This is a genomic window from Streptomyces sp. 3-6, from assembly GCF_056323165.1.
In genome coordinates this window covers 142,456-165,378 of record NZ_JBWHZP010000007.1, presented here as the reverse complement: position 1 = coordinate 165,378, position 22,923 = coordinate 142,456, and the positions used below count along the sequence as shown (strand labels likewise).

Sequence of the window (22,923 nt, the reverse complement as noted above, 5' to 3'; positions counted from 1 at the left end):
GGAGCACCGCACCGTCGGGGGTGGCGGGCTTCGTCGCCGATACAGCTACGGGGGCGGATCAGGCAGAACGAAACGAAGCGCTCTTCCGATGAGGACGCACGTGCGCGAGGTGATGCACCAGGAACGGGTGAAGAACCTCAGTGGGCGGAAGAGCGGGTGATACTGCACGGTCGACTTCGGTCCATGCCAGCACCACCTCCTCCGGCCGGTCCCTCGTGAGGGACGATCCACGATCCCCGCGGGGATGCCCCGCGAACGGGGTGTGTCACATCGGTGCCGGGACGCGATCACGGCGTCGCCGGGGCCTGGGGCCCGGGCGGATTCCCTGCCGTGTGCTGTCCCGAAGCACCGGGCCAGAGTAGCAGCAGGCCGTCATGTCAAGGCGCGGCTTCGCCCGCTACCGGCGAGTTCTATGCTCGCCGCATGGCAGATGTTCTTCCTCTGGTCGAGGCCCGGTTGCGTTCGGCGCTGGGCGAGCCGGACGCCCGCGCCGCGGTCACCTTCCTGGGCACGGACCGCATCGAGGTGCTGCGCTTCCAGGAGGGCGACATCGTGCGGTACGCGACGCTCGGCATGTCCGCGCAGCCCATGACCGACCCCACCGCGGTGATCGCCGACCCCGTCAAGGGGCCGCGCACCGAACTGGTGCTCTCCGTGCGGGCCGGTCTCGCGGACACCGACAAGGTGCTCCGGCCGCTCGCGATCCTCGCCGCGTCCCCGCAGGTCGAGGGCGTGGTGGTGGCTCCGGGCGCCTCGCTCGACGTCGGAGAACCCCTGTGGCCGGGCGCTCCCTTCACCTCCGTGCTGGTCGCCGAACCGGGCGGCCTGGTGGAGGACCTGGAGCTCGACGAGCCCCTCGACCCCGTACGGTTCCTGCCGCTGCTGCCGATGACCCCCAACGAGGCCGCCTGGAAGCGGGTGCACGGGGCCCAGGCCCTCCAGGAACGCTGGCTGGAACGGGGCACGGATCTGCGCGACCCTCGCCGGTCCACCGTCGCCCTGGACTGAAACCCGCCGTGACCAACCTCACCAACGCCGCGTCCTCCCGGCGGAGTTGATGCGGGTCAGGCGCGGGTCGGGTGCGCACCGGGGCGGCCGTCCGGCGGTCCGGGACGGTCCGGACGGGTGATCGTCCTTGACGGGACGCGGAAGGGGTAGGACCGTTGGGCCCTATGAGGGGCGAACCCAGTTGCCCGAAGTGCGGTGGCCGGGTCAGGGCTCCCGGCCTCTTCTCCGATGCGTGGCAGTGCGACGTGCACGGCACCGTGCACCCGCTCCAGCCCGTGATACCGCCGAGCGTCGAGGCGCTCAACGTCGTCGTCCACCGCACCCGGGTCCCGGTGTGGATGCCGTGGCCCCTGCCCGTGGGCTGGCTGTTCACCGGCGTGGCCTGCGCCGGCGACGACCGCAGCGGGGGCCGCGCCACCGCCGTCGCCTGTACCGGACCCGGGCCGCTCGGAGGCATGGGCGAGCTGGTCCTGGTGGCCGAGGAACTCGGCGTCGGCCTCGGTGCCCGGTACGCCGGCATCGACGGCCCGGATCCCGGGCCGTACCTGAACGTCGACAAGCCCGCCCAGACCAAGGTGCTGGCCGCCGGACGCCCCACCCCCCTCTGGCACGTCAGCAAGACGCCGGACGACCGGGCCGTCTTCGCGGGCGAGGCCCTCGGCCTGTGGCTGTGGGCGGTGGTGTGGCCGGAGCAGTCGGGCCTGCTGATGTACGACGAACTGGTGCTGGCGGACCTGCGGGACGCCGGAGCCGAGGTGGACCTGGTGCCGTGCGGCGCCCTCACCCCGCGCCTGCTGCAGACGTAGCGGGCGCGGGGCCGTCCGGTGCGGGCGGCCCTCGCTGCTGCGAGGGACCGCCCGCACGCGCACCCGCGCCCGGCGCCACCTCGCCCCCTGCGGCTCAGCGTGCGTGCGGTCCAGAGAGGCCTGCGGCTGAGGGTGCGTGCGGCCGAGCGTGCGGGCGAGGTGGGTGCGGTCGGTGACCGGGCGGACACGAGCCGTCGGATCGGGTGGCTGTAGGGGGCGCGGGCCCGGTTCGGGTGTGACAGGGGCGGGCGGAACTCCGGTTATCCTGAAGCGTCCCCATCCGCCCGTCACCGCTTGGAGTAACGCGTCGTGCGCATCGATCTGCACACCCACTCCACCGCGTCCGACGGCACGGACACCCCGGCCGAGCTGGTGCGCAAGGCCGCCGCGGTCGGCCTGGACGTCATCGCGCTCACCGACCACGACACCACCCGCGGCCACGCCGAGGCCCGTGCCGCCCTGCCCGAGGGGCTCACCCTCGTCACCGGCGCCGAACTCTCCTGCCGCCTCGACGGCGTGAGCATGCACATGTTGGCGTACCTCTTCGACCCGGAGGAGCCGCGCCTGCTCGCGGAGCGCGAACTGGTCCGCGACGACCGCGTGCCCCGGGCCCGGGGCATGATCGCCAAGCTGAACGAGCTGGGCGTGCCCGTCACCTGGGAGCAGGTGGCGCGCATCGCCGGGGACGGCTCCGTGGGCCGCCCGCACATCGCCACCGCCCTGGTCGAACTGGGTGTGGTGCCGACCGTGAACGACGCCTTCACCCCCGAGTGGCTGGCCGACGGCGGCCGGGCCCACATGCAGAAGCACGAGACCGACCCCTTCGAGGCGCTGCGCCTGGTCAAGGGCGCGGGCGGGGTCGCGGTGTTCGCCCACCCGGCCGCGAGCAAGCGGGGCCGGACCGTCCCGGAGTCGGCCATCGCCGCGCTCGCCGAGGCGGGCCTGGACGGCATCGAGGTCGACCACATGGACCACGACCCCGACACCCGGGCGCGGCTGCGCGGCCTGGCCAAGGAACTGGGGCTGCTGGTGACCGGCTCCAGCGACTACCACGGCAGCCGGAAGACCTGCGTCCTCGGTGAGTTCATGACGGACCCCGAGGTGTACGGCGAGATCACCCGGCGCGCGACCGGAGCCTTCCCCGTGCCGGGAGCCGGCGGGGTCTGAGCCCGCCCCGCGCCCCGCGCTTCCTCGCCGTCCCGCGTCCTCGCGCCCGCCTTCAGGGCCGCGTGTCCTTCACCCCTTCATCCCTCTCACCCGTACCTCAGCAAGGCAGTCATGTTCGACGTCGCCGTCTTCGGCTCGCTCTTTTTGACCCTGTTCGTCATCATGGATCCCCCCGGGATCACCCCGATCTTCCTCGCGTTGACCGCGGGCCGCACCGGCAAGGTGCAGAAGCGGATGGCCTTCCAGGCCGTCTGCGTGGCCGGCGGGGTGATCGTGCTGTTCGGCCTGGTCGGCCAGCAGATCCTCGACTACCTGCACGTCTCGGTGCCGGCCCTGATGATCGCCGGCGGGCTGCTGCTCCTGCTCATCGCCCTGGACCTGCTCACCGGCAAGACCGACGAGCCCCAGCAGACCAAGGACGTCAACGTCGCCCTGGTGCCGCTGGGCATGCCGCTGCTGGCCGGTCCGGGCGCGATCGTCTCCGTGATCCTGGCCGTGCAGAAGGCCGACAGCACCGCCGCACAGGTGTCGGTGTGGGCGGCGATCCTCGCCATCCACGTCGTGCTCTGGTTCGTGATGCGGTACTCGCTGCTGATCATCCGGATCATCAAGGACGGCGGGGTGGTCCTGGTGACCCGCCTGGCGGGCATGATGCTCTCCGCGATCGCCGTCCAGCAGATCATCAACGGCGTGACCCAGGTGGTCCGGGGCGGCTGACCGCCGGGCGACCCGGACCGCCCGGTGCACCCGTCCCGTCACCTGCCCCGTTTCCCGTCCCGCGCGTTCGTCCGGCGCGGGGCACGGTCGGTCCTCCACACCTCCGGGAACGCACGAAGCCCCCGTACCCACGGCGTCAGGTGGGGGTACGGGGGCCGCTCGGCACGGGGGCGGCACGCGGCGCGGGAGCCGCTCGCGCGTTACGGCGTCGGTGTGTCGGCCGGGCGGATCCACAGGCGCTGCCCGATGGCCGCCGCCTGCTGAACGATTCCGTTGACGGACGCGGCGTCCACGACGGTCGTGTCCACGGGCAGGCCGTCGACGTCGTCGAGTCGCATGATTTCGAAGCGCACAGCTTCTCCCTTCGTCCGGTGATCCTCCTGAGGAGAACTACTCGATGGCCGGTCCGCGAGCCCGGACGGCCCGCGTTCCACCCGTGGACAACTCTCTGCGCCGCGCATCTATTCCTTGACCAAGGAAAATTTTCAGTCGTCTAAGCATTTCTTCGTCGAGCCGTGGTGGGGAGCCCGCCCGACTGCTTCGCCTCGCGGCGCGAGGCAGCGCGCACCACGGAGGCGACGCGCCGTGCCGAACGCCGCCGCGGCCACCGAATGCCGTGGGGGTCACCGAACGCCGCCGCAGGCCGCCGGACGTCGCCGGGGGTCGTCGGCCGCGGCGAGGCGTCTGCCCGGCTGACGGTTCAGATCGTTACGCCCGGGACCGATCGGGACCGGTTGTGTTCGCAGCGTGACCGCCGAGACAATGGGAGGCGATGAACGACGACCTCGCGGACCTGACCGCCCGCATCGACCGCACCAACGAACTGCTGCACCGGATGCTCGCCGAGGTGGCGAAGACGCCCTCCACCCACGCGATCTTCGTCGACGCCGGGTACCTCTACGCGGCGGCCGGGCGGCTGGTGGCCGGCACGGAGGACCGCAGGGCGTTCGACCTCGACGCCGAAGGTCTCATCGACGCGCTGATCGACCGGGCCCGCAGCATCTTCGCGGACAGCAGGCTCCTCCGCGTCTACTGGTACGACGGTGCCCGCCGCCGTATCCACACCGCCGAGCAGCAGTCCATCGCCGAACTCCCGGACGTCAAGGTCCGCCTCGGCAACCTCAACGCCAACAACCAGCAGAAGGGCGTCGACTCCCTGATCCGCTCGGACCTGGAGTCGCTGGCCCGGCACCGCGCCATCAGCGACGCGGCCCTGCTCGGGGGCGACGAGGACCTGGTCTCCGCCGTCGAGGCCGCCCAGGGCTACGGCGCCCGGGTCCACCTCTGGGGCGTCGAGGCGCCCGAGGGCCGCAACCAGGCGGAGCCGCTGCTCTGGGAGGTCGACAGCCAGCGCACCTTCGACCTGGACTTCTTCAAGCCCTACGTCTCCCGGCGCACCGTCCCCGTCCACGAACCCCCGGCGGGCCGGCCCACCCGCGACGACGTCCGTTTCGTCGGCGCGCAGATCGCCGCCAAGTGGCTGGTGTCGCGCGGCCGGGAGTCGCTCGCCGAACTGCTGCCGGGCCACCCCTACCTGCCGGGCTCCGTCGACCAGGACCTGCTGGTCGAGGCGGAGAGCCTGCTGTCGTACTCGCTGCGCGGCCAGGCGGACCTGCGCCGCTCCCTGCGCGACGGCTTCTGGGACCACCTGCAGGGCCAGTACTAGAAGGCCTCACCGGCAAGCCGGTACTCACGTGGCAGTCACGGGCCGGCGTGCCCGCCCGGGCGGTACGGGCAGCAGGCGGTACCGCGGGGGCGCGTACGGGACCGGGCCCGCCGGGGCGGTGAGGCCCGGGCCGCGGCTCCCAGCCGGGCCGCCCCGCCCCGGCGGCTCGTTGCGCGGTCTCCCACGGCGGCCGTCGTGCGGCTGCTCTGCCGTCAGCGCGGCGGGAGGCCGCCGGTGTCGCCGCCGGCTCCGTCGCTGTCCGGGGTGCCGATGCCGGGCGCCGGGGCGTCCGGGTCCGGTGCGCCGGCCCTGCCGGGTGCGGGGCCGTCCGCCGTGCCGGCGCCGGCCTCGTCCCAGAAGTCGGCGAGGGCACGGGCGGTCGGCAGCGGCCGGTCCACCGCGGGGGAGTGCTCGGCGCCGTCGATGACGGTGCGGTGGGCACCGAGCCGGACGGCCATCGCGTCGAGGTCCGGAACCGGCCAGGTGTCGTCGCGGGCGCCCGACAGGACGTGGAACGGCAGCGGCACGGCCGCCAGTTCGCCCACCCGGTCCGGCTCGGTGCACAACTGGCGTCCGGTGGCCAGCAGTTGGGCGGGCTTGGTGCCGAGCCAGCGGCGCCGCAACTGCTCCGGGCCGCCGATGCCCCGCGCGGGGCCTCCGACCTCCTCCGGCGGCCCCATGGCCAGGATCGCCTCCCAGCACTCCGCCATCGACATCACCGCCAGGGCGTCCCGCAGCAGCTTCACCCGCTGCTCCTGGGAGACGGAGATGCGTCCCGGCCCCGACGCGATCAGCGTGAGCGAGCGGTAGGGTGAGGCGTCCAGCAGCACGGCGGCCCGGGCGATCTGGCCCCCGAGGGAGTGCCCCACCAGGTGCACGGGCGTCCCGAGCGCCGCCGCCTGGGCGAGGACGTCACGGGCCAGCTCGGTCTGGGCGTAGGCGGCCTCGTCGTCCTCCGGGCCGTCCGACTCGTACTGGCCGCGCCCGTCCACGGCGACCGTGCGGTAGCCGCGCGCGGCGAGGGGTGCGTGCACCAGCCGGAAGTCCTCCTTGCTCCCGGTGAACCCGGGCAGCATCAGGACGACGCCCTTCGGTTCCGTCCCGCCGTCCGCCGGCATGTCGACGACGGCGAACTCCCCGCGTGCGGTGCGCAGTCGGTGGCACCGGGCGGCTGCGGGCGGGGCGGAATCGGAGGGGTGCGGGGGAACGGGGCGACTGGTCACGGCTGAAGGGTAGCGGGCGGTGCCCCGCGTGGCCGGGGGGCGGCCCGGGCACCGTCCGCACCCGCACAGGCCGACGGCCCGGCCCCCCCGTGAGGGGAACCGGGCCGTCGGAGGGTGCTCGGCTCAGCCGTCCGCGGGCTCGGCGGCAGCCGTGGCCTTGCGGGTCCGTCGGGTCCGCGGCTTGGTCTCCGCCTGGGCATCGGCCTCGGGAGCGGCGGTGGCCGTCTTCCGGGTGCGGCGCGGCTTGGCCTCGGCGGCGGCCTCGGGCTCCTGCGCCGACTGCGCCGGGATGTCGGCGACGGCCGGTTCGGCGGCCTTGCGGGTCCGGCGGGTCCGCGGCTTGGTCTCCGTCGCGGCGTCGGCCTCCGGGGCGGCGGTGGCCGCCTTGCGGGTGCGGCGCGGCTTGGTCTCCGCAGCGGCGTCCGCCTCGGCGGTGCCGTCGGCCGTCTCGGCCTTGGCGGTGGCCTTGCGGGTCCGGCGAGGCTTGGCCGGTGCGGCGTCCTGCGCCTGGGCCTCGTCGGTGACCTCCGGGACCTCCGTGACCTCGGTGGCCGTTTCGGTCTTGGCGGCGGCCTTGCGGGTGCGGCGCGGCTTAGGGGCCGGCTCGCTGACCTCGACGGTCCCCTCCGCCGTGTCCACGGCGGTGGTGGCGGACTCGGCGGACGGCGCGGACCGAGCGGCATCCGCCGCCGTCCTGCGCGTACGGGTGCGCCGCGGGGCGGCGGCCGGGGCGTCCGGCTCGGCCGCCACGGGGGTCACCGCGGCCTCGGTCTGCTCGGCCTGCTCCGCCACCGGTGCGTCGGCGGTCGGAGCCGCCTGCTCGGTGGTGGCCGTCTCGGCGGGCCGGCGGGTCCGGCGGCGGCGCGGCTTCGCGGGTGCCTCGGCTGCCTCGGCAGCCTCGTCGGCGGGAGCCGTGCCCTCTGCCGTGGCGACCGCGCTCCGCGCGGCGTCCTCGGAACCGTCGGCGGGGACGGACGCGGCGGCAGCCGTCTCGGCCGGGGCGGCGTCCGACGTCACACCGCCGCGCGTGCGGCGTCGGCGCCGGGGCGTGCGCGGGGCGGTCTCCGCCTCGGTGCCTTCGGCGGACGGTGCGGCGGCGGGCTGCGGTGCCGACTCGTCCAGCGGTGCACCGCCGCGCGTACGGCGACGGCGGCGCGGCGTGCGGGCCGGGCGCTCCTGCTCGGCGGTCCGGGAACCACCCCGGTCACCGCGCTCGCCCCGGCCCCCGCGACCGCGCGGCCCACGGCCGCCCGGCTCGCCCAGGTCCTCCAGCTCCTCCGCGTCGAGCCCGGCGCGGGTGCGCTCGGAACGCGGCAGTATGCCCTTGGTCCCCTCGGGGATGCCGAGGTCCGTGTACAGGTGGGGGGAGGTGGAGTACGTCTCCTGGGGGTCACCGAGTCCCAGGTCCAGCGCCTTGTTGATCAGCTGCCAGCGGGGGATGTCGTCCCAGTCGACGAGCGTGATCGCCGTACCCTTCGCGCCCGCCCGGCCGGTCCGGCCGATGCGGTGCAGGTACGTCTTCTCGTCCTCGGGCGTCTGGTAGTTGATGACGTGCGTCACGCCCTCGACGTCGATGCCGCGGGCGGCGACGTCGGTGCAGACGAGCACGTCCACCTTGCCGTTGCGGAAGGCGCGCAGCGCCTGCTCGCGCGCGCCCTGGCCGAGGTCGCCGTGGACCGCGCCGGAGGCGAAGCCGCGCTGCTTGAGCTGGTCGGCGAGGTCGGCGGCGGTGCGCTTGGTGCGGCAGAAGACCATGACCAGGCCGCGGCCCTCGGCCTGCAGTATCCGCGCGACCATCTCGGGCTTGTCCATGTTGTGCGCCCGGTACACGAACTGCTTGGTGTTCGCGACCGTCGCGCCCTCGTCGTCCGGCGCGGTGGCGCGGATGTGGGTGGGCTGCGACATGTAGCGGCGGGCCAGGCCGATGACGGCGCCCGGCATGGTGGCCGAGAACAGCATCGTCTGGCGCCGGACCGGCAGCAGGTTGATGATCTTCTCGACGTCGGGCAGGAAGCCCAGGTCGAGCATCTCGTCGGCCTCGTCGAGGACGAGGGCCCGGACGTGCTTCAGGTTGAGCTTCTTCTGCCCGGCCAGGTCGAGCAGCCGCCCCGGGGTGCCGACGACCACGTCGACGCCCTGCTTGAGGGCCTCCACCTGGGGCTCGTAGGCGCGGCCGCCGTAGATCGCGGTGACGCGCACGTTGCGCACCTTGCCGGCGGTCAGCAGGTCGTTGGTCACCTGCGTGCACAGCTCGCGCGTGGGGACGACGACGAGGGCCTGCGGTGCGTCGGTGAGGTCCTCGGGCTCGGCGCGGCCCGCCTCGACGTCGGCGGGGACGGTGACCCGCTCGAGGAGCGGGAGGCCGAAGCCGAGCGTCTTGCCGGTGCCGGTCTTGGCCTGGCCGATGACGTCGGTGCCCGAAAGGGCGACGGGGAGCGTCATCTCCTGGATGGGGAAGGGGGTGATGATGCCGACGGCCTCCAGGGCCTCGGCGGTCTCGGGAAGGATCCCGAGCTCTCGGAACGTCGTAGTCAGGGTGCTGCCTCTTCTGTGTACGCGGTGCGAGGCGAGCGCGGGGGTCGCGAAGGGACCGTGCGGGGACGTCGGCGGCCGTACGGCTGATGCCGTGGACACGGGACCACTGCCAACGCTCTAGCGCTCGAACCGCTGAGGGTTCCCTCCGATCGTCGTACGCAACGAGCCGTACGGTCAGGGAGGCCTGTCGGGTCGGAGCCGATCGGGCCACCGACCGGGCATCCTCATACATGCGGCCTGGAGAGCACGTCGAAGTCCTCAGCAGGCGCATTACCACCATACCCCGGAATCGCGCACACGCCATGGCCGATCTGGTCACGTAGTCGTCGTCACACTGATCGACCGGGCCCCTCCGGGGCGGGACGAGCGGGTTATTGTGCGCTTCATGACGAGCCCTGACAAGCCTGACAACGCCTCGGACACCGCCCCCGCCCACACCGGGGTCGCCGCCCTCGACTGGGCTGCCGCGTCCGCCGAACCGCAGTACCGCGCCGCCGTCGTGGACCTGCTCGGTGCGCTGGCGTACGGGGAGCTCGCGGCGTTCGAGCGGCTCGCGGAGGACGCCCACCTGGCGCCCACCCTCGGCGACAAGGCGGAGCTGGCGAAGATGGCGTCGGCCGAGTTCCACCACTTCGAGCGGCTGCGGGACCGGCTCGCCGAGATCGGTGAGGACCCGACCCTCGCCATGGAGCCCTTCGTCGCCGCCTACGACGGCTTCCACAAGCAGACCGCGCCCTCCGACTGGCTGGAGGGTCTGGTCAAGGCCTACGTCGGCGATTCCATCGCCAGTGACTTCTACCGCGAGGTCGCCGCCCGCCTCGACTCCGACACCCGCGCCCTGGTGCTGGCCGTGCTCGACGACACGGGGCACGGCGGTTTCGCCGTGGAGAAGGTGCGCGCCGCGATCGACGCCGACCCGCGAGTGGGCGGGCGGCTGGCCCTGTGGGCCCGTCGGCTGATGGGCGAGGCCCTGTCGCAGTCCCAGCGCGTGGTGGCCGACCGGGACGCCCTGTCGACGATGCTGGTGGGTGGTGTCGCGGACGGCTTCGACCTCGCCGAGGTCGGCAAGATGTTCTCCCGGATCACCGAGGCCCACACCAAGCGGATGGCGGCGCTGGGCCTGGCGGCCTGACCGGCCGGACCGCTCCGTGAGCGGGCGGTGCGACGGCTTCGCACGCGGGCCGGCGGCGCCTCCCGGTCGGGCGGCGCCGTTCGGTCCGACGCGGCGTCTCCTGGTCGGGCGGCGCCTTTCGGGTCCGGTGGTGCCTCCCGGTCAGGCGGCGGTCGCCGAGCGGCGCCCGAGGCCGCCCGCGGGACGGAGCAGCAGAGACAGGGAGGCCACGGAGACGATCACTGCCCCGATCAGGATCGCCGGCAGGCCTCCCGCGTCCAGCGCGCTGTGCGTCACGAAGGCGCCGAAGAGGGCGCCGGCCACGCCCGTGGGCAGGACCATCGCGGGCGAGGGCAGACGGTGCGGCAGGCGGCGGGTGGCCGCCCAGGCCAGAGCCAGGCCGAGGATCGCGGAACTGATCGCTTCCAAGAGCATGTCGGGGGTCCCTCCCACATGGCCGGCCCGTGCACGTCGGTCGTCTCCCGTCTTACCCCTGACCTGCGAAATCCAATCCTGTGCCGGGCACCGTCCGGACCTTGTGACCGTGCGGGCGACACGTCGAACGGGCGTACGGGAGCGGTCCTGGGGGCCGGTGCGGGGGTGGGGAGCACGGCGTGCGGAGGCCCCCGGGGCGCCTCCGGGCGGGGGTGGTGGCGGTGGGGGAAGGTGCGCGCAGGGGCAGGTGCGCGCAGGGGCGCGGCGGGAGAGGGACCGGCACCGGACGCCTCCGGGGAGCGCGTTCCCCCAGCCGGCAAGGGCCGGGGGCCGGGTGAGGCGAGAGCGCCCGAACGGCGCACCGGGGACCGGCCGCCGACGGCGGCGCGTTTCACCGTCGGCAAGGGTTGCGTCGCTCCCCGGCCGACCACCGCAGCCGATCCCCGGCGCGGCCGATCCACGGCACAGCCGACGTCCGCCCACCGCCACAGGTGCCGCCGCTCCGGACGCGTGGCCCCCGGACGCACGAGAAGGGTCCGGAGGTGCGAAACCTCCGGACCCTTCTCGTGTGCGTCGCCTCCGGTGCGCGGCCGGACGGACCGGCCGCTCCTCGGCTACAGCGCGCCGAAGCCCACCTTGCGCGGGGCCGGCTCGCCGATCTCGACATAGGCGAGGCGGTCCGCCGGGACGAGCAGCTTGCGGCCGTGCTCGTCCGTCAGGCTGAGCAGCTGGGACTTCCCGGCCAGCGCATCGGCCACCACGCGCTCGACCTCCTCGGCGCTCTGACCGCTCTCCAGAACGATCTCGCGGGGCGCGTGCTGCACGCCGATCTTGACCTCCACGGCTATGTCCCTCCGACGGTCGGTGAGTGCGCGACCTTCCGCGCCGTACCTGCACACATTAGCCCGGTGAGGGGACGCCCATGCCGCGCCCGGCCACGCCAGGAGCGAACACCGGAGGGGAACACACGGACGCCACGCCCGGTCCCGACGCGCCCCCTACCGCTCGCTACTGCTGCTCGCTGCCGTGCAGCGGGAATCCCGCGATGCCCCGCCAGGCCAGCGAGGCCAGCAGCTGCACCGCCTGGTCGCGCGGCACGCTGCGGTCACTGTGCAGCCAGGAGCGCGCCACCACCTGGGCGAGGCCGCCGAGCCCCGAGGCGAGCAGCATCGACTCGTCCCGCGACAGCCCGGTGTCCTCGGCGATGACCTCGCAGATCGCCTCGGCGCACTCGTTGGTCACCTTGTCGACCCGCTCGCGCACGGCGGGCTCGTTCGTCAGGTCCGACTCGAAGACGAGACGGAACGCGCCGCCGTCGTCCTCCACGTACGCGAAGTAGGCGTCCATGGTCGCCCGCACGCGCTGCTTGTTGTCGGTCGTCGAGGCGAGAGCGCCCCGTACGGACTGGATCAGCGCCTCGCAGTGCTGGTCCAGCAGGGCCAGATACAGGTCCAGCTTGCCCGGGAAGTGCTGGTAGAGCACCGGCTTGCTGACCCCGGCCCGCTCGGCGATGTCGTCCATCGCGGCCGCGTGATAGCCCTGTGCGACGAAGACCTCCTGGGCGGCGCCCAGCAACTGGTTCCGTCGGGCCCGGCGCGGCAGGCGGGTGCCCCTCGGGCGTACCGCCTCTGTCTGCTCGATGGCTGTCACGCCGCCTCCCATTGTCGTCCACATGCGGTGTGAGCCGCGCCGCCATCGTACTTTTCGGTAACCGTGGTGTGCGCGGTGAGCCTGCAGAATTTCACGGACCGGACGGCGGTGAAAGGGCCGCGGACGGTTTCGGAGCACGCCGGACCGGGCAGGATACGTCTTCTTTTCCGTACCTGCCTCGTCGGCGGGACCCACCGTTCGACGGCGTCCTCCTCCGAGACCCTGTCACCGGTAGTCGTCCTCGTCCAGGGCGACGACCCTGGCCTGCTCCACGAGATCCGCCTCGTTCGCACGGCTGCGGTCGACCTCGGCGAGCGGGTCGTCCTCGTCCGTGTGGATCTCCGTCAGCTGGTCCGCCACGTCGGCGCGGGGGGCCTCGACTCCCAGTTCCTCGTTCGCGGGCGAGGTGTCCGGCTCGTCCTCGACGAAGGTCTCGGGGTCGGTGGGATCAATGGCCATGGCTGGGCTCCCTTCCTCCTGCTGCTGGTCCTGCGCATGTCCCTGGGGAAAGAACAGGGGGGCCACATGCGGGTGCCCTCTCTACGAGCGTAGGAGACTCCCGAATCCGCTGCCATGCGGTCCGCGACCGTGAGGTGACACAGCGCGCACGGTGCGGGCGAGAGGGGTCGTGGCAGGCTCACGTCGTGCCGGCCGTCGGCCGTCGGCAGGCGGTCAGTCGGCCCTCGGGTGCGGGAGGCGCGGGCGCCGGTGCGGTGGCCCGCCGGCTGTGAGGGCGAACACATGAGCCGCCGTGTGATCGTCTCGTAACATTGCCGCATGTCTTCGCCCGAGCTGCCGTCCGTGCCACCCGCCGACGTGCTGTCCGACGCGGCCGCCGTCAGGGTCGCCGAAGGCGAGCACCTCAGGTCCGTCGAACTGCCCGGCATCACCCTCTCCGTCCGGTCGCGCACCACCGCGCGCGCGGACCTGCCGCCCGCTCTGTACGTGCACGGGCTCGGCGGCTCCTCGCAGAACTGGTCGGCGCTGATGCCCCTGCTCGACGACGTGGTCGCCGGCGAGGCCGTCGACCTCCCCGGCTTCGGACACTCCCCGCCCCCGGACGACGGCAACTACTCCATCACCGCGCACGCACGCGCGGTGATCCGCTACCTGGACAGCACCGGCCGCGGCGCGGTGCACCTCTTCGGCAACTCGCTCGGCGGCGCGGTCGCCACCCGCGTCGCCGCCGCCCGCCCCGACCTGGTCCGCACGCTCACTCTGGTGTCCCCGGCCCTGCCGGAACTCCGGGTGCAGCGCACCGCCGTGCCGACGGGCCTGCTCGCCGTGCCCGGCGTCGCGCAGCTGTTCACCCGCCTCACCCGTGGGTGGACCGCGGAGCAGCGGGTGCGCGGCGTGATGGCCCTCTGCTACGGCGACCCCGCCCGCGTCTCGCCCGAGGGATTCCGGCACGCGGTGCAGGAGATGGAACGGCGGCAGCAGCTGCCGTACTTCTGGGACGCCATGGCGCGCTCCGCGCGGGGCCTCGTCAACGCGTACACCCTCGGTGGCCAGCACGGGCTGTGGCGGCAGGCCGAGCGGGTGCTCGCGCCGACGCTCCTCGTCTACGGCGGCCGGGACCAGCTCGTCGGCTTCCGCATGGCCCGCCGGGCGACCCGCGCCTTCCGGGACTCGCGACTGGTGACGCTCCCGGACGCGGGGCACGTGGCGATGATGGAATACCCCACGACAGTGGCCGCGGCATTCCGTGAACTCCTCGCGGATGCAACGGATTCGGCGCCCGAGGGGCATACTGTGCAGCCGGGCGCGAAGCGCGCCCCGGGCTCGGCCGCCGGCTCCCGCGCGGACGAGTCCGCCGATGGCGGGGCGACCGCCGAGAATCTGAGGGGCTGAGGCGCGACGTGGGACGCCACAGCCGTCGTGGACCCGCACCCAAGGCCACCGCACGCAAGACCACCGCACCCGAGGCCGCCACTCCGCAGACCGGCACCGCCACGTCGCGGACCGGCACCGCCGCATCCGCGCGGGACGGACGTCCTGCGCCGGACGCCACACCGGGGGCCGACCGGAGCCGGTGGCCGCAGCCGCCGCCCCTGCCGCAGTCGCAGGAGTGGTCGGGGCCGGGAGGGCAGGCTCGTCCGGGGCAGCCGTCGGGCGGAACGCCCGGACCGAGCGTCCCCTACGGCACTCCGGCCCACGGCGTCCCCGCGTACCCGCACCGGACGCCGGGCCCCGTGCCGGACCACGGACAGCGCCGTGCCCCGGGGTACCCGCAGGGGCACGGACCGCCCGAGGCCCACGACATGCCGGGCCGGCCCGCGAGCCGGCAGTACGGGGCCCGGCCGCACGGATCCGCCGATCAGGGCACCCCGCCCCAGGGCGTCGCGGGCGTCGCGCAGTACGGCACCCCGCCGCCGGGCGTGCGGGCGTACCCGGACGGGACTCCCGCCCACGGTGTTCCGGGTCTCCCCGACGGCACCCCGGCGCACGGTGTTCCGCACCTCCCGGACGGCACCCCGGCGCACGGCTTCCCCCGGCTGCCGGACGGGACCCCGGCGCACGGTGTCCCCCGGGCCCGGGGCGGGCATCCCGAGCAGCGGGAGACCGGGGGCGGCTGGGGCCAGTGGGGGAGTACCGCGGCTGCGGCGCCGACCACGACCGGTCACGGCACCGGAGCCGGAACGACCGCCCCCGTGCCGCGGCCCCGCCAGGCGCCCCCCGGGCGGGGCCCCCGCCAGGACTACCTCGACGCCTTCGACGGCGACGGCGACGGCGACCTGTTCACCCCGCGCACACCGCCCGCCGCAGATGTTTCCGCGGCAGCACCCCCCGCGCCGCCGCGCCGCACGGACCCGTACGCCTCCGTCACGGAATGGCCCGGGGGCCCCGGTAACCCGGGGGGCGCCGACGCCCCGGACGACGCCGGCCACGGTTCGCTGCCGGACGAGTCCGCACCGGCCAAGGGCTCCAAGGGGCGGGCGTTCACCGGGATCGCCGCGGCGGCCGTCACCACCGTGCTCGCCGTCGTCGTGGCCGGGCAGGTCGCCGAGGGTGGCGACGCCTCCGGAGTGCGGGCCCAGGCCGCCACCGACGGGCAGCGCGACGTCAGGGAACCCGCCTCGCGCGGTGACGACCGGGAGACCCCGGCCGACGCCGGGTCGCCCGACGCTCGTCCGGCGACCTACGAGGAGAAGATGGGCGCCACCTATCCGCTCAAGGCCGACCTCGACGGCTCCGGGAAGTTCGACGCGATCCCCGGCATCGCCAAGGGGGCGGGCAAGGGGCAGCGGATCACCTACCGGGTGGACGTGGAACAGGGGCTCGGGCTCGACGGCGACCTGTTCGCCGAAGCCGTGCAGAAGACGCTGAACGACGACCGCAGCTGGGCCCACAACGGCGCCCGCACCTTCGAGCGGATCCACTCGGGCCGCCCGGACTTCGTCATCACCCTCGCCAGCCCCGGCACGACCGCCGAATGGTGCGCCAAGTCGGGCCTGGACACCACCGTCGACAACGTCTCCTGCGACTCGGCGGCCACCGAGCGCGTCATGATCAACGCCTACCGGTGGGCCCAGGGCGCGGAGCCGTACGGCGACAAGATCCACGCCTACCGGCAGATGCTCATCAACCACGAGATCGGCCACCGCCTGGGATACGGGCACGTCACCTGCGACAAGGACGGGGATCTGGCGCCCGTCATGCAGCAGCAGACGAAGTTCGTCGACCCCGACGGGATCGACTGCCGGCCCAACCCCTGGCCCTACCCCCACAGCTGACGGCCCGCCGGGCGTCACGGAGTGGGCCGGGGACGGCGCGCACCCCCCGTCCGGCGTGCGTCGCTCCGTTCGATGCGCACCGCTCCGTCTGATGCGCACCGCTCGGTCCGGCGCACCCCCCGTCCGGCGCGCACCGCCCCGGCCGGTGCCGGGCTCCGCGGGTGATGTGACGGGCCGCCCCTCCGCGCCGGCGTGGGCCGATCATGTGACGACCGGTGCTCGGCTGATCTCTTAGCGCGACCAAACGTCTCGCGCACCGGAAAGTTACGACCGTTCACCCCTTCTGATGGTGCGACGGACAACCGTCCATCGCACCACCGCCTGGTCCGCATACGTTCGTCCCGCTGCGAGCCGTCGGGTCAACGGCGGCTCCCCACACGGGAGATCGGGGGTGCACTCGTGCGCATCGGACTGCTGACGGAAGGTGGCTTTCCGTATCTGGGCGGTGACGCCGGGCTCTGGTGCGACCGCCTGGTGCGCGGACTCGCGCACCACGAGTTCGACGTCTACGCGTTCAGCCGCAGTGAGGCCCAGGAGGACGCGGGCTGGGCTCCTCTGCCGCCGCAGGTCGCGCGGGTACGGACGGCGCCGCTGTGGGCGGCCGAGGGCGACGGGGTGGTGTACGGCCGCCGCGCACGCCGGCGCTTCCTGGAGCACTACGGCGAGCTGGCCGCCGTCCTGTGCGCCCCGGACCGCGCGCCCCGCGACGCGCACGCCGCGGCGCCCGCCCCATCCCGCGCCGTCGCGCGCGCCGCCGAGGACGGAAGTCCTCGGCCCGGTGACGGACACGGTGGCACGGGCCCGGACGCGGCCCCGACAGCACCGGTCGGATCCCTTGCCGCACCGGAGGCGGACCGTTTCGCCAACGCGCTGTACGGCCTCGCCGCACTCGCCCGTGAGGAAGGCGGACTGGTCTCCGCCCTGCGGTCCGAGTCGGCCGTCCGCGCCCTGGAACGCGCCTGTCGCGCGCCGGGCGCGGGGCAGGCCGCGCGCGAGGCGCGCGTGCCGGACCTGCTGGCGGTCGCCGCACACCTGGAACGCGCCCTGCGCCCCCTGTCGCTCGACTGGTACGGCACGGACGGCCTCGGCGCCGTCGACCTGTGCCACGCGGCCTCCGGCGGCCCGGCCGTGCTGCCCGGGCTGCTCGCCCACCACCTCTTCGGCGTCCCGCTGCTGGTCACCGAGTACGGCGTACGGCTGCGGACGCACTACCTGACCCGCCCGGACGCCTCCCCTGCGGTGCGGTCGCTGCTGGCCGCCTTCCACGGGCGGCTCGCGGCCGAGACGTACCGGCGTGCCACCTTCGTCACCCCCGGCAACACCCACGCCCGGCGCTGGCAGGAGCGCTGCGGGGCCGACCGGGCCAAGCTGCGCACCGTGTACCCGGGCATGGACGCGGCGCCCTTCACCGAGGTGGGGGAGTCCCTCGAGTGCGCCGACCCGCACACCCTGGTCTGGACCGGACGCGTCGAACCGGCCAAGGACCTCGTCTCCCTGCTGCACGCCTTCGCCGAGGTGCGCAAGGAACAGCCCGGGACCCGGCTGCGGATCATCGGTGCCCCGCAGGGCACGGAGGGCACGGCCTACCTCGCCCACTGCAGGGCCCTGGCCGCCCACCTGTTCCCCGACGAGGCCGACGGACCGCACGCCGTGGGGGACAACCCGGTGTCCTTCGAGGAGATCGGCGGCCCCGGACTGCCCACCGTGGCCCACGCCCACGCCGCCGGCGCCGTCACCGTGCTGTCCAGCGTCGTCGAGGGCTTCCCGGCCGGGCTCGTCGAGGCCATGCTCTGCGGGCGCGCGACGGTCTCCACGGACGTCGGCGCGGTCGTCGAGGTGATCGGCGGCACCGGCCTCGTCGTACCGCCACGCAATCCGAGAGCGCTTGCCGAGGCGTGCGTCTCCCTGCTGCGCGACCCCGCGCGCCGCCTGCGCCTCGGAGCCGCCGCCCGCGCCCGTGCACTGGAGCTGTTCACCGTCGAGCAGAACATCGCGGCCTTCCACGGGCTGTACCTGGAGACCGTCGCCCGCACGCCCCTGCGCCGGGCCCGTCTCGACGGCACCGGCGACCTCCAGCCGTTCGCCGTCCCGGCCGAGGCGCACGTCCCCGGCCACTGGACCACCACCCGCGCCACACCCACGTGGGCACGTCCCACGGCGGCGGCCGGGGCGAGGGCGACGGAGGGCGTCCGATGACCGGCCTGCCCGACCTCAGGGAACTCGGGGACTCCGGCGAACAGCGGGAAGCAGCCGACACCGCCGCCCGCGCCCACGGCCTCGACGCCGCCGACGGCTCGGACGCCGCGTGCGGCCCCGGTGCCGCCCACGGCTTCGACGCATCCCCCCGCCGCGGGCCCTCCCCGCGCCCGGGCGGTGCCCCCGGCCCGCGGCCCGGCGAGCGCACGGCCCCGCGGAGGACCGGAGCGGGACAGCGGGGCGGCGCCGACCCGGTCAAGGCACTGCTGCACCGTCATCGCGAGCTCTGCGAACGCGCCGTCGACCCGCTGGAGATCGCCGCCGGCCTGGAGGCGCACGGCATCACCGACCGCACCGCCGCCCGTTTCCGGCACCGTGACGTCTTCTCCCTCGCCGAGGAACTGTTCGCCCGCGTCCCCCGGGACGGCGACACCGCCCGCCCGGCCGCGGCCCCGCCCCCGCCGGCCCGGGCCGACTGGATCGTCCGGTCCCTCCTGCCCGGCCCCCTCTGCCTCGCCACCCTGCTCGCCCTGCACCACACCGACGGGCGGACCGCCCTCCTGGTGGCCGCGATCGGCGTCCTCGCCGTCGCCGCGGCCGTCCGGACCGCCCTGCGCCGCGGACCCCTGAGCAGGCCCGGGCGTGCCCCGGCCACCGGTCTGACCGGCTGGACCCACTGGCTCGTCGGCTACGCGCTGCTGGGCGACGGACTGCTCCAGGTCGCCATCACGGGAGGTCCCGACGGCCCACCCGCACCCGGCGGCGACTGGCCGCTCGCCGCCGCCCCCGTGCTGGCCCTCGCCCTGGCCTGTGCCCCCGCCGCCTGGAGCGCCCACCTCTTCACCCGCGGGGCCCGCCGCAAACTCACCGCGAGCCGCGGACTGGAGGACTTCGCCGCGTCCGTGCGCCCCCTGCTGCTCGGCACCGTCGCCCTGTTCCTCTGCTTCCTGGTCGCCCTCCTCGTCCTCTGCGCTCTCGCGCTGGACGAACCGCTCGCCCTCCCCGGGGCCCTCGCCACGGGCGCCTGCCTCTACCTGGCCCGCCTCCTCGCCGTGCACGGCTTCACCCGCGGTCCGAGGGCGCTGCTCGCGTGCGCGGCCACCGCCCAGGCCCTCGCCCTGACGACCGTCTTCGCCGCCCGCCTCCCCGGCCTCACCGGGCTGTCCGCGCCAGTGGAGACGCTGGTCACGGCCTGGCACCCCGTCGTCTCCACCGTCAGTTGCGGTGTCGCGGCCCTGGTGCTGCTGACCCACGCGGCCCGCCGGCTCACCCGGGCGTCCGCCCACTGCCCGACGGAGCACGCGCGATGACCGGCGGAACCGAGGACGGTGCGGCAGGCGCCGCCGGCGCGAGCGCAGGCGCGGAGCGTCTCGCGCGGCGCCACCGGCCGGACCCCGGCACCGGGCCGCCGGGTCGCCGAGCGGGCGGTCACACCGCCGCACGCGGCCGGCCGCACGGCTGCGGAGCGCGCGGCCCGGCCCGCCCCGGCGCCCGGTCGCGCCCGCGCGGCGGACGTCCCGGCCGTGCCGCAGCGCGCCCGCCTCACGACCGTCACCCCCCTCCCCGTCCCGCCCCCACCACGGACGGCCCCCGGCCCGGCCGGGCACGACCCCACCGCGGGCACCCCGCATCCCCGAAGGAGAACCCACATGATCACCCGCCCAGCAGCCTCGGTCGTCGAGGGAGCCGCCCGATGAGAGTCCTGCTGATCGGAGCCAACGGTTACCTCGGCCGCTTCGTCGCCGACCGCCTGCTCGCCGACCCGGCCGTGCAGCTCACCGCCCTGGGCCGCGGCGACGACGCCGACGTCCGCTTCGACCTCGCCACCGGAAGCCCCGGCGCCCTCACCCGGTTCCTCGACGCCGTCCACCCCGGTGTCGTCATCAACTGCGCGGGTGCCACCCGTGGCGGTGCCCGCGAACTCACCCGGCACAACACCGTCGCCGTCGCCACCGTCTGCGAGGCCCTGCGGCGCAGCGGCTGCGGCGCCCGGCTCGTCCAGATCGGCTGCAGCGCCGAGTACGGTCCCAGCCAGCCCGGCTCCTCCACCGCGGAGGACGCCGTCCCGCGCCCCGGGGGCCCCTACGGCGTGAGCAAACTGGCCGCCACCGAACTCGTCCTCGGTTCCGGCCTGGACGCGGTGGTGCTCCGGGTCTTCTCACCCGCCGGGCCCGGCACCCCCGCCGGGTCCCCGCTCGGCCGCCTCGCCGAGGCCATGCGCCGCGCCATGCAGTCCGGCGACGGCGAGCTGAAACTCGGGGGCATGGCCGCCCAGCGTGACTTCGTCGACGTCCGCGACGTGGCCCGCGCCGTGCACGCCGCCTCGCTGTCCGCGGCCCAGGGCGTCATCAACATCGGCTCCGGCCGCGCGGTCCGGCTGCGCGACGCCGCCGCGGTGCTGGCCCGGGTCGCCGGCTACGGCGGCGCGCTGCACGAACTCGACGGGCCCCACACCCCGCACCTGCGGCCCGCCATCGGCCACCCCCGCGCCGAGGCCGACCACCCCCACGTGCCCCCGGTGGCCGCCCCCTACCCGGACGGCTGCGGCAGCTGGCAGCAGGCCGACGTGCGCACCGCACGGGACCGGCTCGGCTGGCGGCCCCGCATCAACCTGGAGGAGTCCCTGGCCGACATCTGGATGGAGGCGGCATGCCGTATCTGACCCGGCCCAGGCCGGAGCCCGCCCGGACCGAGGTGGGCGACGGCTTCGGCGTCCCCGGGCTCGCCCACCCCCTCCTCGCCTCCGCCGAGTGGGACCACCTGGCGCGCCCCGGCACCCCGCTGCACTGGGTCGTCCTCGACGTGGCCGACGGGCCCGGCGTGCAGCCCGACCCGAGCTGCCTGGAGGCCGTGGGCCGCCTGCGCAACAGCGGGGTGCGCGTCCTCGGCCACCTGGACGTGGCCCACGGATACCGCCGCCTGCGCGACGTGCTCGCCGACGCCCACCGCTTCGCCGACTGGTACCGGGTCGACGGCTTCCTCCTGGACCGCTGCCCGGCCGACCACTTCGCCCTCCCCGCCGTGCGGCGGACGGTCACCGCGCTCCGGGCGGTCCGTGAGGAGACTCACATCGTCCTGGGGCACGGCATCCACCCCCACCCGGGATACGCGGAGTGCGCCGACCAGCTGGTCACCTTCTCCGGTCCGTGGAGCGACTACCGCTGGTCCCAGGTGGCGGAGTGGACCGCCGAGCACCCGCCCGAGCGGTTCTGCCACTTCGTGCACGGCGTGCCCCGTCCCCACCTGGAGGAGGCGCTGCGGATCGCCCGCTGGCAGGGCGCGGCCACCATCTACTTCACCGACCGGGTGGAGCGCGACGCCGACAGCTCCCCCTGGGCGTGCCTGCCCGGCTACTGGGACGATCTCGTCTCGCGGGTCGGGACGGGTGTCTCGGAATGAAAAAGGCCGTGGCACTGTTACGAGGAGAACAACCGTAGTGATAGACCGACCAACGGAGTCCCCGTGTCGCTGCCACCCCTGGTCGAGCCGGCCCCCGAGCTCACCGTAGACGAGGTCCGCCGGTACTCCCGCCACCTGATCATCCCCGACGTGGGGATGGACGGGCAGAAGCGGCTGAAGAACAGCAAGGTGCTCTTCGTGGGCGCCGGCGGGCTGGGCTCGCCGGGGCTGATGTACCTGGCCGCCGCGGGCGTCGGAACGCTCGGCATCGTGGAGTTCGACGAGGTCGACGAGTCGAACCTGCAGCGCCAGGTGATCCACAGCCAGGCCGACATCGGCCGTCCCAAGGCGGAGTCCGCCCGCGACACGATCAAGGGCATCAACCCCTACGTGAACGTGGTGCTCCACCAGGAGCGGCTCGAGTCCGACAACGTGAAGGACATCTTCAGCCAGTACGACCTCATCGTCGACGGCACGGACAACTTCGCGACCCGCTACCTGGTCAACGACGCCTGCGTACTGCTGAACAAGCCGTACGTCTGGGGTTCGATCTACCGCTTCGACGGCCAGGCCTCCGTCTTCTGGTCCGAGCACGGTCCCTGCTACCGCTGCCTCTACCCGGAGCCCCCGCCCCCCGGCATGGTCCCGTCCTGCGCCGAGGGCGGCGTGCTCGGCGTGCTCTGCGCGTCGATCGGCTCCATCCAGGCCAACGAGGCCATCAAGCTGCTCGCCGGCATCGGTGAGCCGCTGGTCGGCCGCCTGATGATCTACGACGCCCTGGAGATGCAGTACCGCCAGGTCAAGGTCCGCAAGGACCCCGACTGCGCGATCTGCGGCGAGAACCCCACCGTCACGGAACTCATCGACTACGAGGCCTTCTGCGGCGTCGTCTCCGAGGAGGCCCAGGCGGCGGCGGCCGACTCCACGATCACTCCCAAGCAGCTCAAGGAGTGGATCGACGACGGCGAGAAGATCGAACTCATCGACGTCCGCGAGCCCAACGAGTTCGAGATCGTCTCCATCCCCGGCGCCCGGCTGATCCCGAAGAACGAGTTCCTCATGGGCAACGCCCTGGAGAGCCTCCCGCAGGACAAGAAGATCGTCTTGAACTGCAAGACGGGCGTCCGCAGTGCGGAAGTCCTCGCGGTCCTCAAGTCCGCGGGCTTCGCCGACGCCGTCCACGTCGGCGGCGGCGTCATCGGCTGGGTCAACCAGATCGAACCGGAGAAGCCGGTCTACTGATCACCGGTCCGGCTGACCAGCGAGACTGAAGAAG

At 74.3% G+C, this 22,923-nt stretch carries 20 protein-coding genes; 13 read left to right on the top strand and 7 right to left on the bottom strand.

From position 1 onward, the window contains the following. Window positions 1-423: 423 nt before the first annotated feature. The 4 genes from AC02VZ_RS12295 to AC02VZ_RS12280 all read left to right on the top strand — a co-directional run bounded on the left by AC02VZ_RS12295 (window position 424) and on the right by AC02VZ_RS12280 (window position 3,698). Complete coding sequence (locus tag AC02VZ_RS12295) at window positions 424-1,008, top strand: suppressor of fused domain protein (protein ID WP_362091387.1); 585 nt, start codon at window positions 424-426, stop codon at window positions 1,006-1,008. A gap of 164 nt (window positions 1,009-1,172) precedes the next feature. Further along, window positions 1,173-1,814 carry a DUF6758 family protein gene (locus tag AC02VZ_RS12290; RefSeq protein WP_362091389.1) on the top strand — a complete coding sequence of 214 codons (642 nt, stop codon included), beginning with the start codon at window positions 1,173-1,175 and terminating at the stop codon, window positions 1,812-1,814. A 309-nt stretch (window positions 1,815-2,123) separates the two neighbouring features. After that, complete coding sequence (locus AC02VZ_RS12285) at window positions 2,124-2,981, top strand: PHP domain-containing protein (RefSeq protein WP_476475366.1); 858 nt, start codon at window positions 2,124-2,126, stop codon at window positions 2,979-2,981. Window positions 2,982-3,092: 111 nt separating this feature from the next. Continuing rightward, window positions 3,093-3,698, top strand: coding sequence for a MarC family protein (locus AC02VZ_RS12280; RefSeq protein ID WP_362091395.1), 606 nt, complete (start codon window positions 3,093-3,095; stop codon window positions 3,696-3,698). A gap of 200 nt (window positions 3,699-3,898) precedes the next feature. Here the strand turns inward: AC02VZ_RS12280 and AC02VZ_RS12275 are convergent, their stop codons facing one another. Beyond that, window positions 3,899-4,051, bottom strand: coding sequence for a hypothetical protein (locus tag AC02VZ_RS12275; protein ID WP_432054113.1), 153 nt, complete (start codon window positions 4,049-4,051; stop codon window positions 3,899-3,901). 419 nt (window positions 4,052-4,470) lie between these two features. Between AC02VZ_RS12275 and AC02VZ_RS12270 the strand changes: the two genes are divergently transcribed. Continuing rightward, on the top strand, window positions 4,471-5,364 hold the full coding sequence (locus AC02VZ_RS12270) for an NYN domain-containing protein (RefSeq protein ID WP_432054114.1): 894 nt from the start codon (window positions 4,471-4,473) through the stop codon (window positions 5,362-5,364). 212 nt (window positions 5,365-5,576) lie between these two features. Here AC02VZ_RS12270 and AC02VZ_RS12265 read toward each other — a convergent pair whose 3' ends face one another. Both AC02VZ_RS12265 and AC02VZ_RS12260 read right to left on the bottom strand, forming a co-directional pair. After that, window positions 5,577-6,587 (bottom strand): alpha/beta fold hydrolase, encoded by a 1,011-nt coding sequence (locus AC02VZ_RS12265; protein ID WP_476475365.1) that lies wholly within the window; start codon window positions 6,585-6,587, stop codon window positions 5,577-5,579. 123 nt (window positions 6,588-6,710) lie between these two features. Further along, window positions 6,711-9,221 carry a DEAD/DEAH box helicase gene (locus tag AC02VZ_RS12260; RefSeq protein WP_476475364.1) on the bottom strand — a complete coding sequence of 837 codons (2,511 nt, stop codon included), beginning with the start codon at window positions 9,219-9,221 and terminating at the stop codon, window positions 6,711-6,713. A 286-nt stretch (window positions 9,222-9,507) separates the two neighbouring features. Here AC02VZ_RS12260 and AC02VZ_RS12255 point away from each other — a divergent pair, with 286 nt between their 5' ends. After that, complete coding sequence (locus tag AC02VZ_RS12255) at window positions 9,508-10,254, top strand: ferritin-like domain-containing protein (protein ID WP_432054117.1); 747 nt, start codon at window positions 9,508-9,510, stop codon at window positions 10,252-10,254. A 141-nt stretch (window positions 10,255-10,395) separates the two neighbouring features. On the opposite strand, the gene AC02VZ_RS12250 is transcribed toward AC02VZ_RS12255, so the two are convergent. The 4 genes from AC02VZ_RS12250 to AC02VZ_RS12235 form a co-directional block, all read right to left on the bottom strand. Further along, window positions 10,396-10,668: a hypothetical protein gene (locus tag AC02VZ_RS12250; protein ID WP_432054118.1), complete on the bottom strand. Its 273-nt coding sequence runs from the start codon at window positions 10,666-10,668 to the stop codon at window positions 10,396-10,398. Window positions 10,669-11,282: 614 nt separating this feature from the next. Then, window positions 11,283-11,510, bottom strand: coding sequence for a DUF3107 domain-containing protein (locus tag AC02VZ_RS12245; protein ID WP_362091415.1), 228 nt, complete (start codon window positions 11,508-11,510; stop codon window positions 11,283-11,285). Window positions 11,511-11,676: 166 nt separating this feature from the next. Beyond that, the gene (locus AC02VZ_RS12240) at window positions 11,677-12,318 is read right to left on the bottom strand and encodes a TetR/AcrR family transcriptional regulator (RefSeq protein ID WP_362091418.1); all 642 of its coding nucleotides are present in this window, start codon (window positions 12,316-12,318) and stop codon (window positions 11,677-11,679) included. A gap of 225 nt (window positions 12,319-12,543) precedes the next feature. Further along, the gene (locus AC02VZ_RS12235; protein ID WP_476475363.1) at window positions 12,544-12,777 is read right to left on the bottom strand and encodes a hypothetical protein; all 234 of its coding nucleotides are present in this window, start codon (window positions 12,775-12,777) and stop codon (window positions 12,544-12,546) included. 318 nt (window positions 12,778-13,095) lie between these two features. Between AC02VZ_RS12235 and AC02VZ_RS12230 the strand changes: the two genes are divergently transcribed. The 7 genes from AC02VZ_RS12230 (at window position 13,096) to moeZ (ending at window position 22,889) form a co-directional block, all read left to right on the top strand. Continuing rightward, on the top strand, window positions 13,096-14,169 hold the full coding sequence (locus AC02VZ_RS12230; protein ID WP_432054120.1) for an alpha/beta fold hydrolase: 1,074 nt from the start codon (window positions 13,096-13,098) through the stop codon (window positions 14,167-14,169). 410 nt (window positions 14,170-14,579) lie between these two features. Continuing rightward, complete coding sequence (locus AC02VZ_RS12225) at window positions 14,580-16,052, top strand: DUF3152 domain-containing protein (RefSeq protein WP_432054121.1); 1,473 nt, start codon at window positions 14,580-14,582, stop codon at window positions 16,050-16,052. Window positions 16,053-16,451: 399 nt separating this feature from the next. Beyond that, window positions 16,452-18,248 carry a DUF3492 domain-containing protein gene (locus AC02VZ_RS12220; protein ID WP_476475362.1) on the top strand — a complete coding sequence of 599 codons (1,797 nt, stop codon included), beginning with the start codon at window positions 16,452-16,454 and terminating at the stop codon, window positions 18,246-18,248. After that, complete coding sequence (locus AC02VZ_RS12215; RefSeq protein WP_476475361.1) at window positions 18,245-19,558, top strand: hypothetical protein; 1,314 nt, start codon at window positions 18,245-18,247, stop codon at window positions 19,556-19,558. Before AC02VZ_RS12220 ends, AC02VZ_RS12215 begins: the two co-directional genes overlap by 4 nt. A 383-nt stretch (window positions 19,559-19,941) precedes the next feature. Then, on the top strand, window positions 19,942-20,910 hold the full coding sequence (locus AC02VZ_RS12210) for an NAD-dependent epimerase/dehydratase family protein (protein ID WP_432054124.1): 969 nt from the start codon (window positions 19,942-19,944) through the stop codon (window positions 20,908-20,910). Next, window positions 20,898-21,647: a spherulation-specific family 4 protein gene (locus tag AC02VZ_RS12205; protein ID WP_432054125.1), complete on the top strand. Its 750-nt coding sequence runs from the start codon at window positions 20,898-20,900 to the stop codon at window positions 21,645-21,647. Before AC02VZ_RS12210 ends, AC02VZ_RS12205 begins: the two co-directional genes overlap by 13 nt. A 63-nt stretch (window positions 21,648-21,710) precedes the next feature. Next, window positions 21,711-22,889 carry an adenylyltransferase/sulfurtransferase MoeZ gene (gene moeZ, locus AC02VZ_RS12200; protein WP_476475360.1) on the top strand — a complete coding sequence of 393 codons (1,179 nt, stop codon included), beginning with the start codon at window positions 21,711-21,713 and terminating at the stop codon, window positions 22,887-22,889. Window positions 22,890-22,923 lie beyond the last annotated feature (34 nt).

Excerpts from the sequence above, each read along its gene's own strand:
- AC02VZ_RS12295 (WP_362091387.1), top strand. The coding sequence starts at position 424 with ATGGCAGATGTTCTTCCTCTGGTCGAGGCCCGGTTGCGTTCGGCGCTG.
- AC02VZ_RS12290 (WP_362091389.1), top strand. The coding sequence starts at position 1,173 with ATGAGGGGCGAACCCAGTTGCCCGAAGTGCGGTGGCCGGGTCAGGGCT.
- AC02VZ_RS12280 (WP_362091395.1), top strand. The coding sequence starts at position 3,093 with ATGTTCGACGTCGCCGTCTTCGGCTCGCTCTTTTTGACCCTGTTCGTC.
- AC02VZ_RS12270 (WP_432054114.1), top strand. The coding sequence starts at position 4,471 with ATGAACGACGACCTCGCGGACCTGACCGCCCGCATCGACCGCACCAAC.
- AC02VZ_RS12255 (WP_432054117.1), top strand. The coding sequence starts at position 9,508 with ATGACGAGCCCTGACAAGCCTGACAACGCCTCGGACACCGCCCCCGCC.
- AC02VZ_RS12250 (WP_432054118.1), bottom strand. The coding sequence starts at position 10,668 with ATGCTCTTGGAAGCGATCAGTTCCGCGATCCTCGGCCTGGCTCTGGCC.
- AC02VZ_RS12235 (WP_476475363.1), bottom strand. The coding sequence starts at position 12,777 with ATGGCCATTGATCCCACCGACCCCGAGACCTTCGTCGAGGACGAGCCG.
- AC02VZ_RS12230 (WP_432054120.1), top strand. The coding sequence starts at position 13,096 with ATGTCTTCGCCCGAGCTGCCGTCCGTGCCACCCGCCGACGTGCTGTCC.
- AC02VZ_RS12225 (WP_432054121.1), top strand. The coding sequence starts at position 14,580 with ATGCCGGGCCGGCCCGCGAGCCGGCAGTACGGGGCCCGGCCGCACGGA.
- AC02VZ_RS12215 (WP_476475361.1), top strand. The coding sequence starts at position 18,245 with ATGACCGGCCTGCCCGACCTCAGGGAACTCGGGGACTCCGGCGAACAG.
- AC02VZ_RS12210 (WP_432054124.1), top strand. The coding sequence starts at position 19,942 with ATGAGAGTCCTGCTGATCGGAGCCAACGGTTACCTCGGCCGCTTCGTC.
- AC02VZ_RS12205 (WP_432054125.1), top strand. The coding sequence starts at position 20,898 with ATGCCGTATCTGACCCGGCCCAGGCCGGAGCCCGCCCGGACCGAGGTG.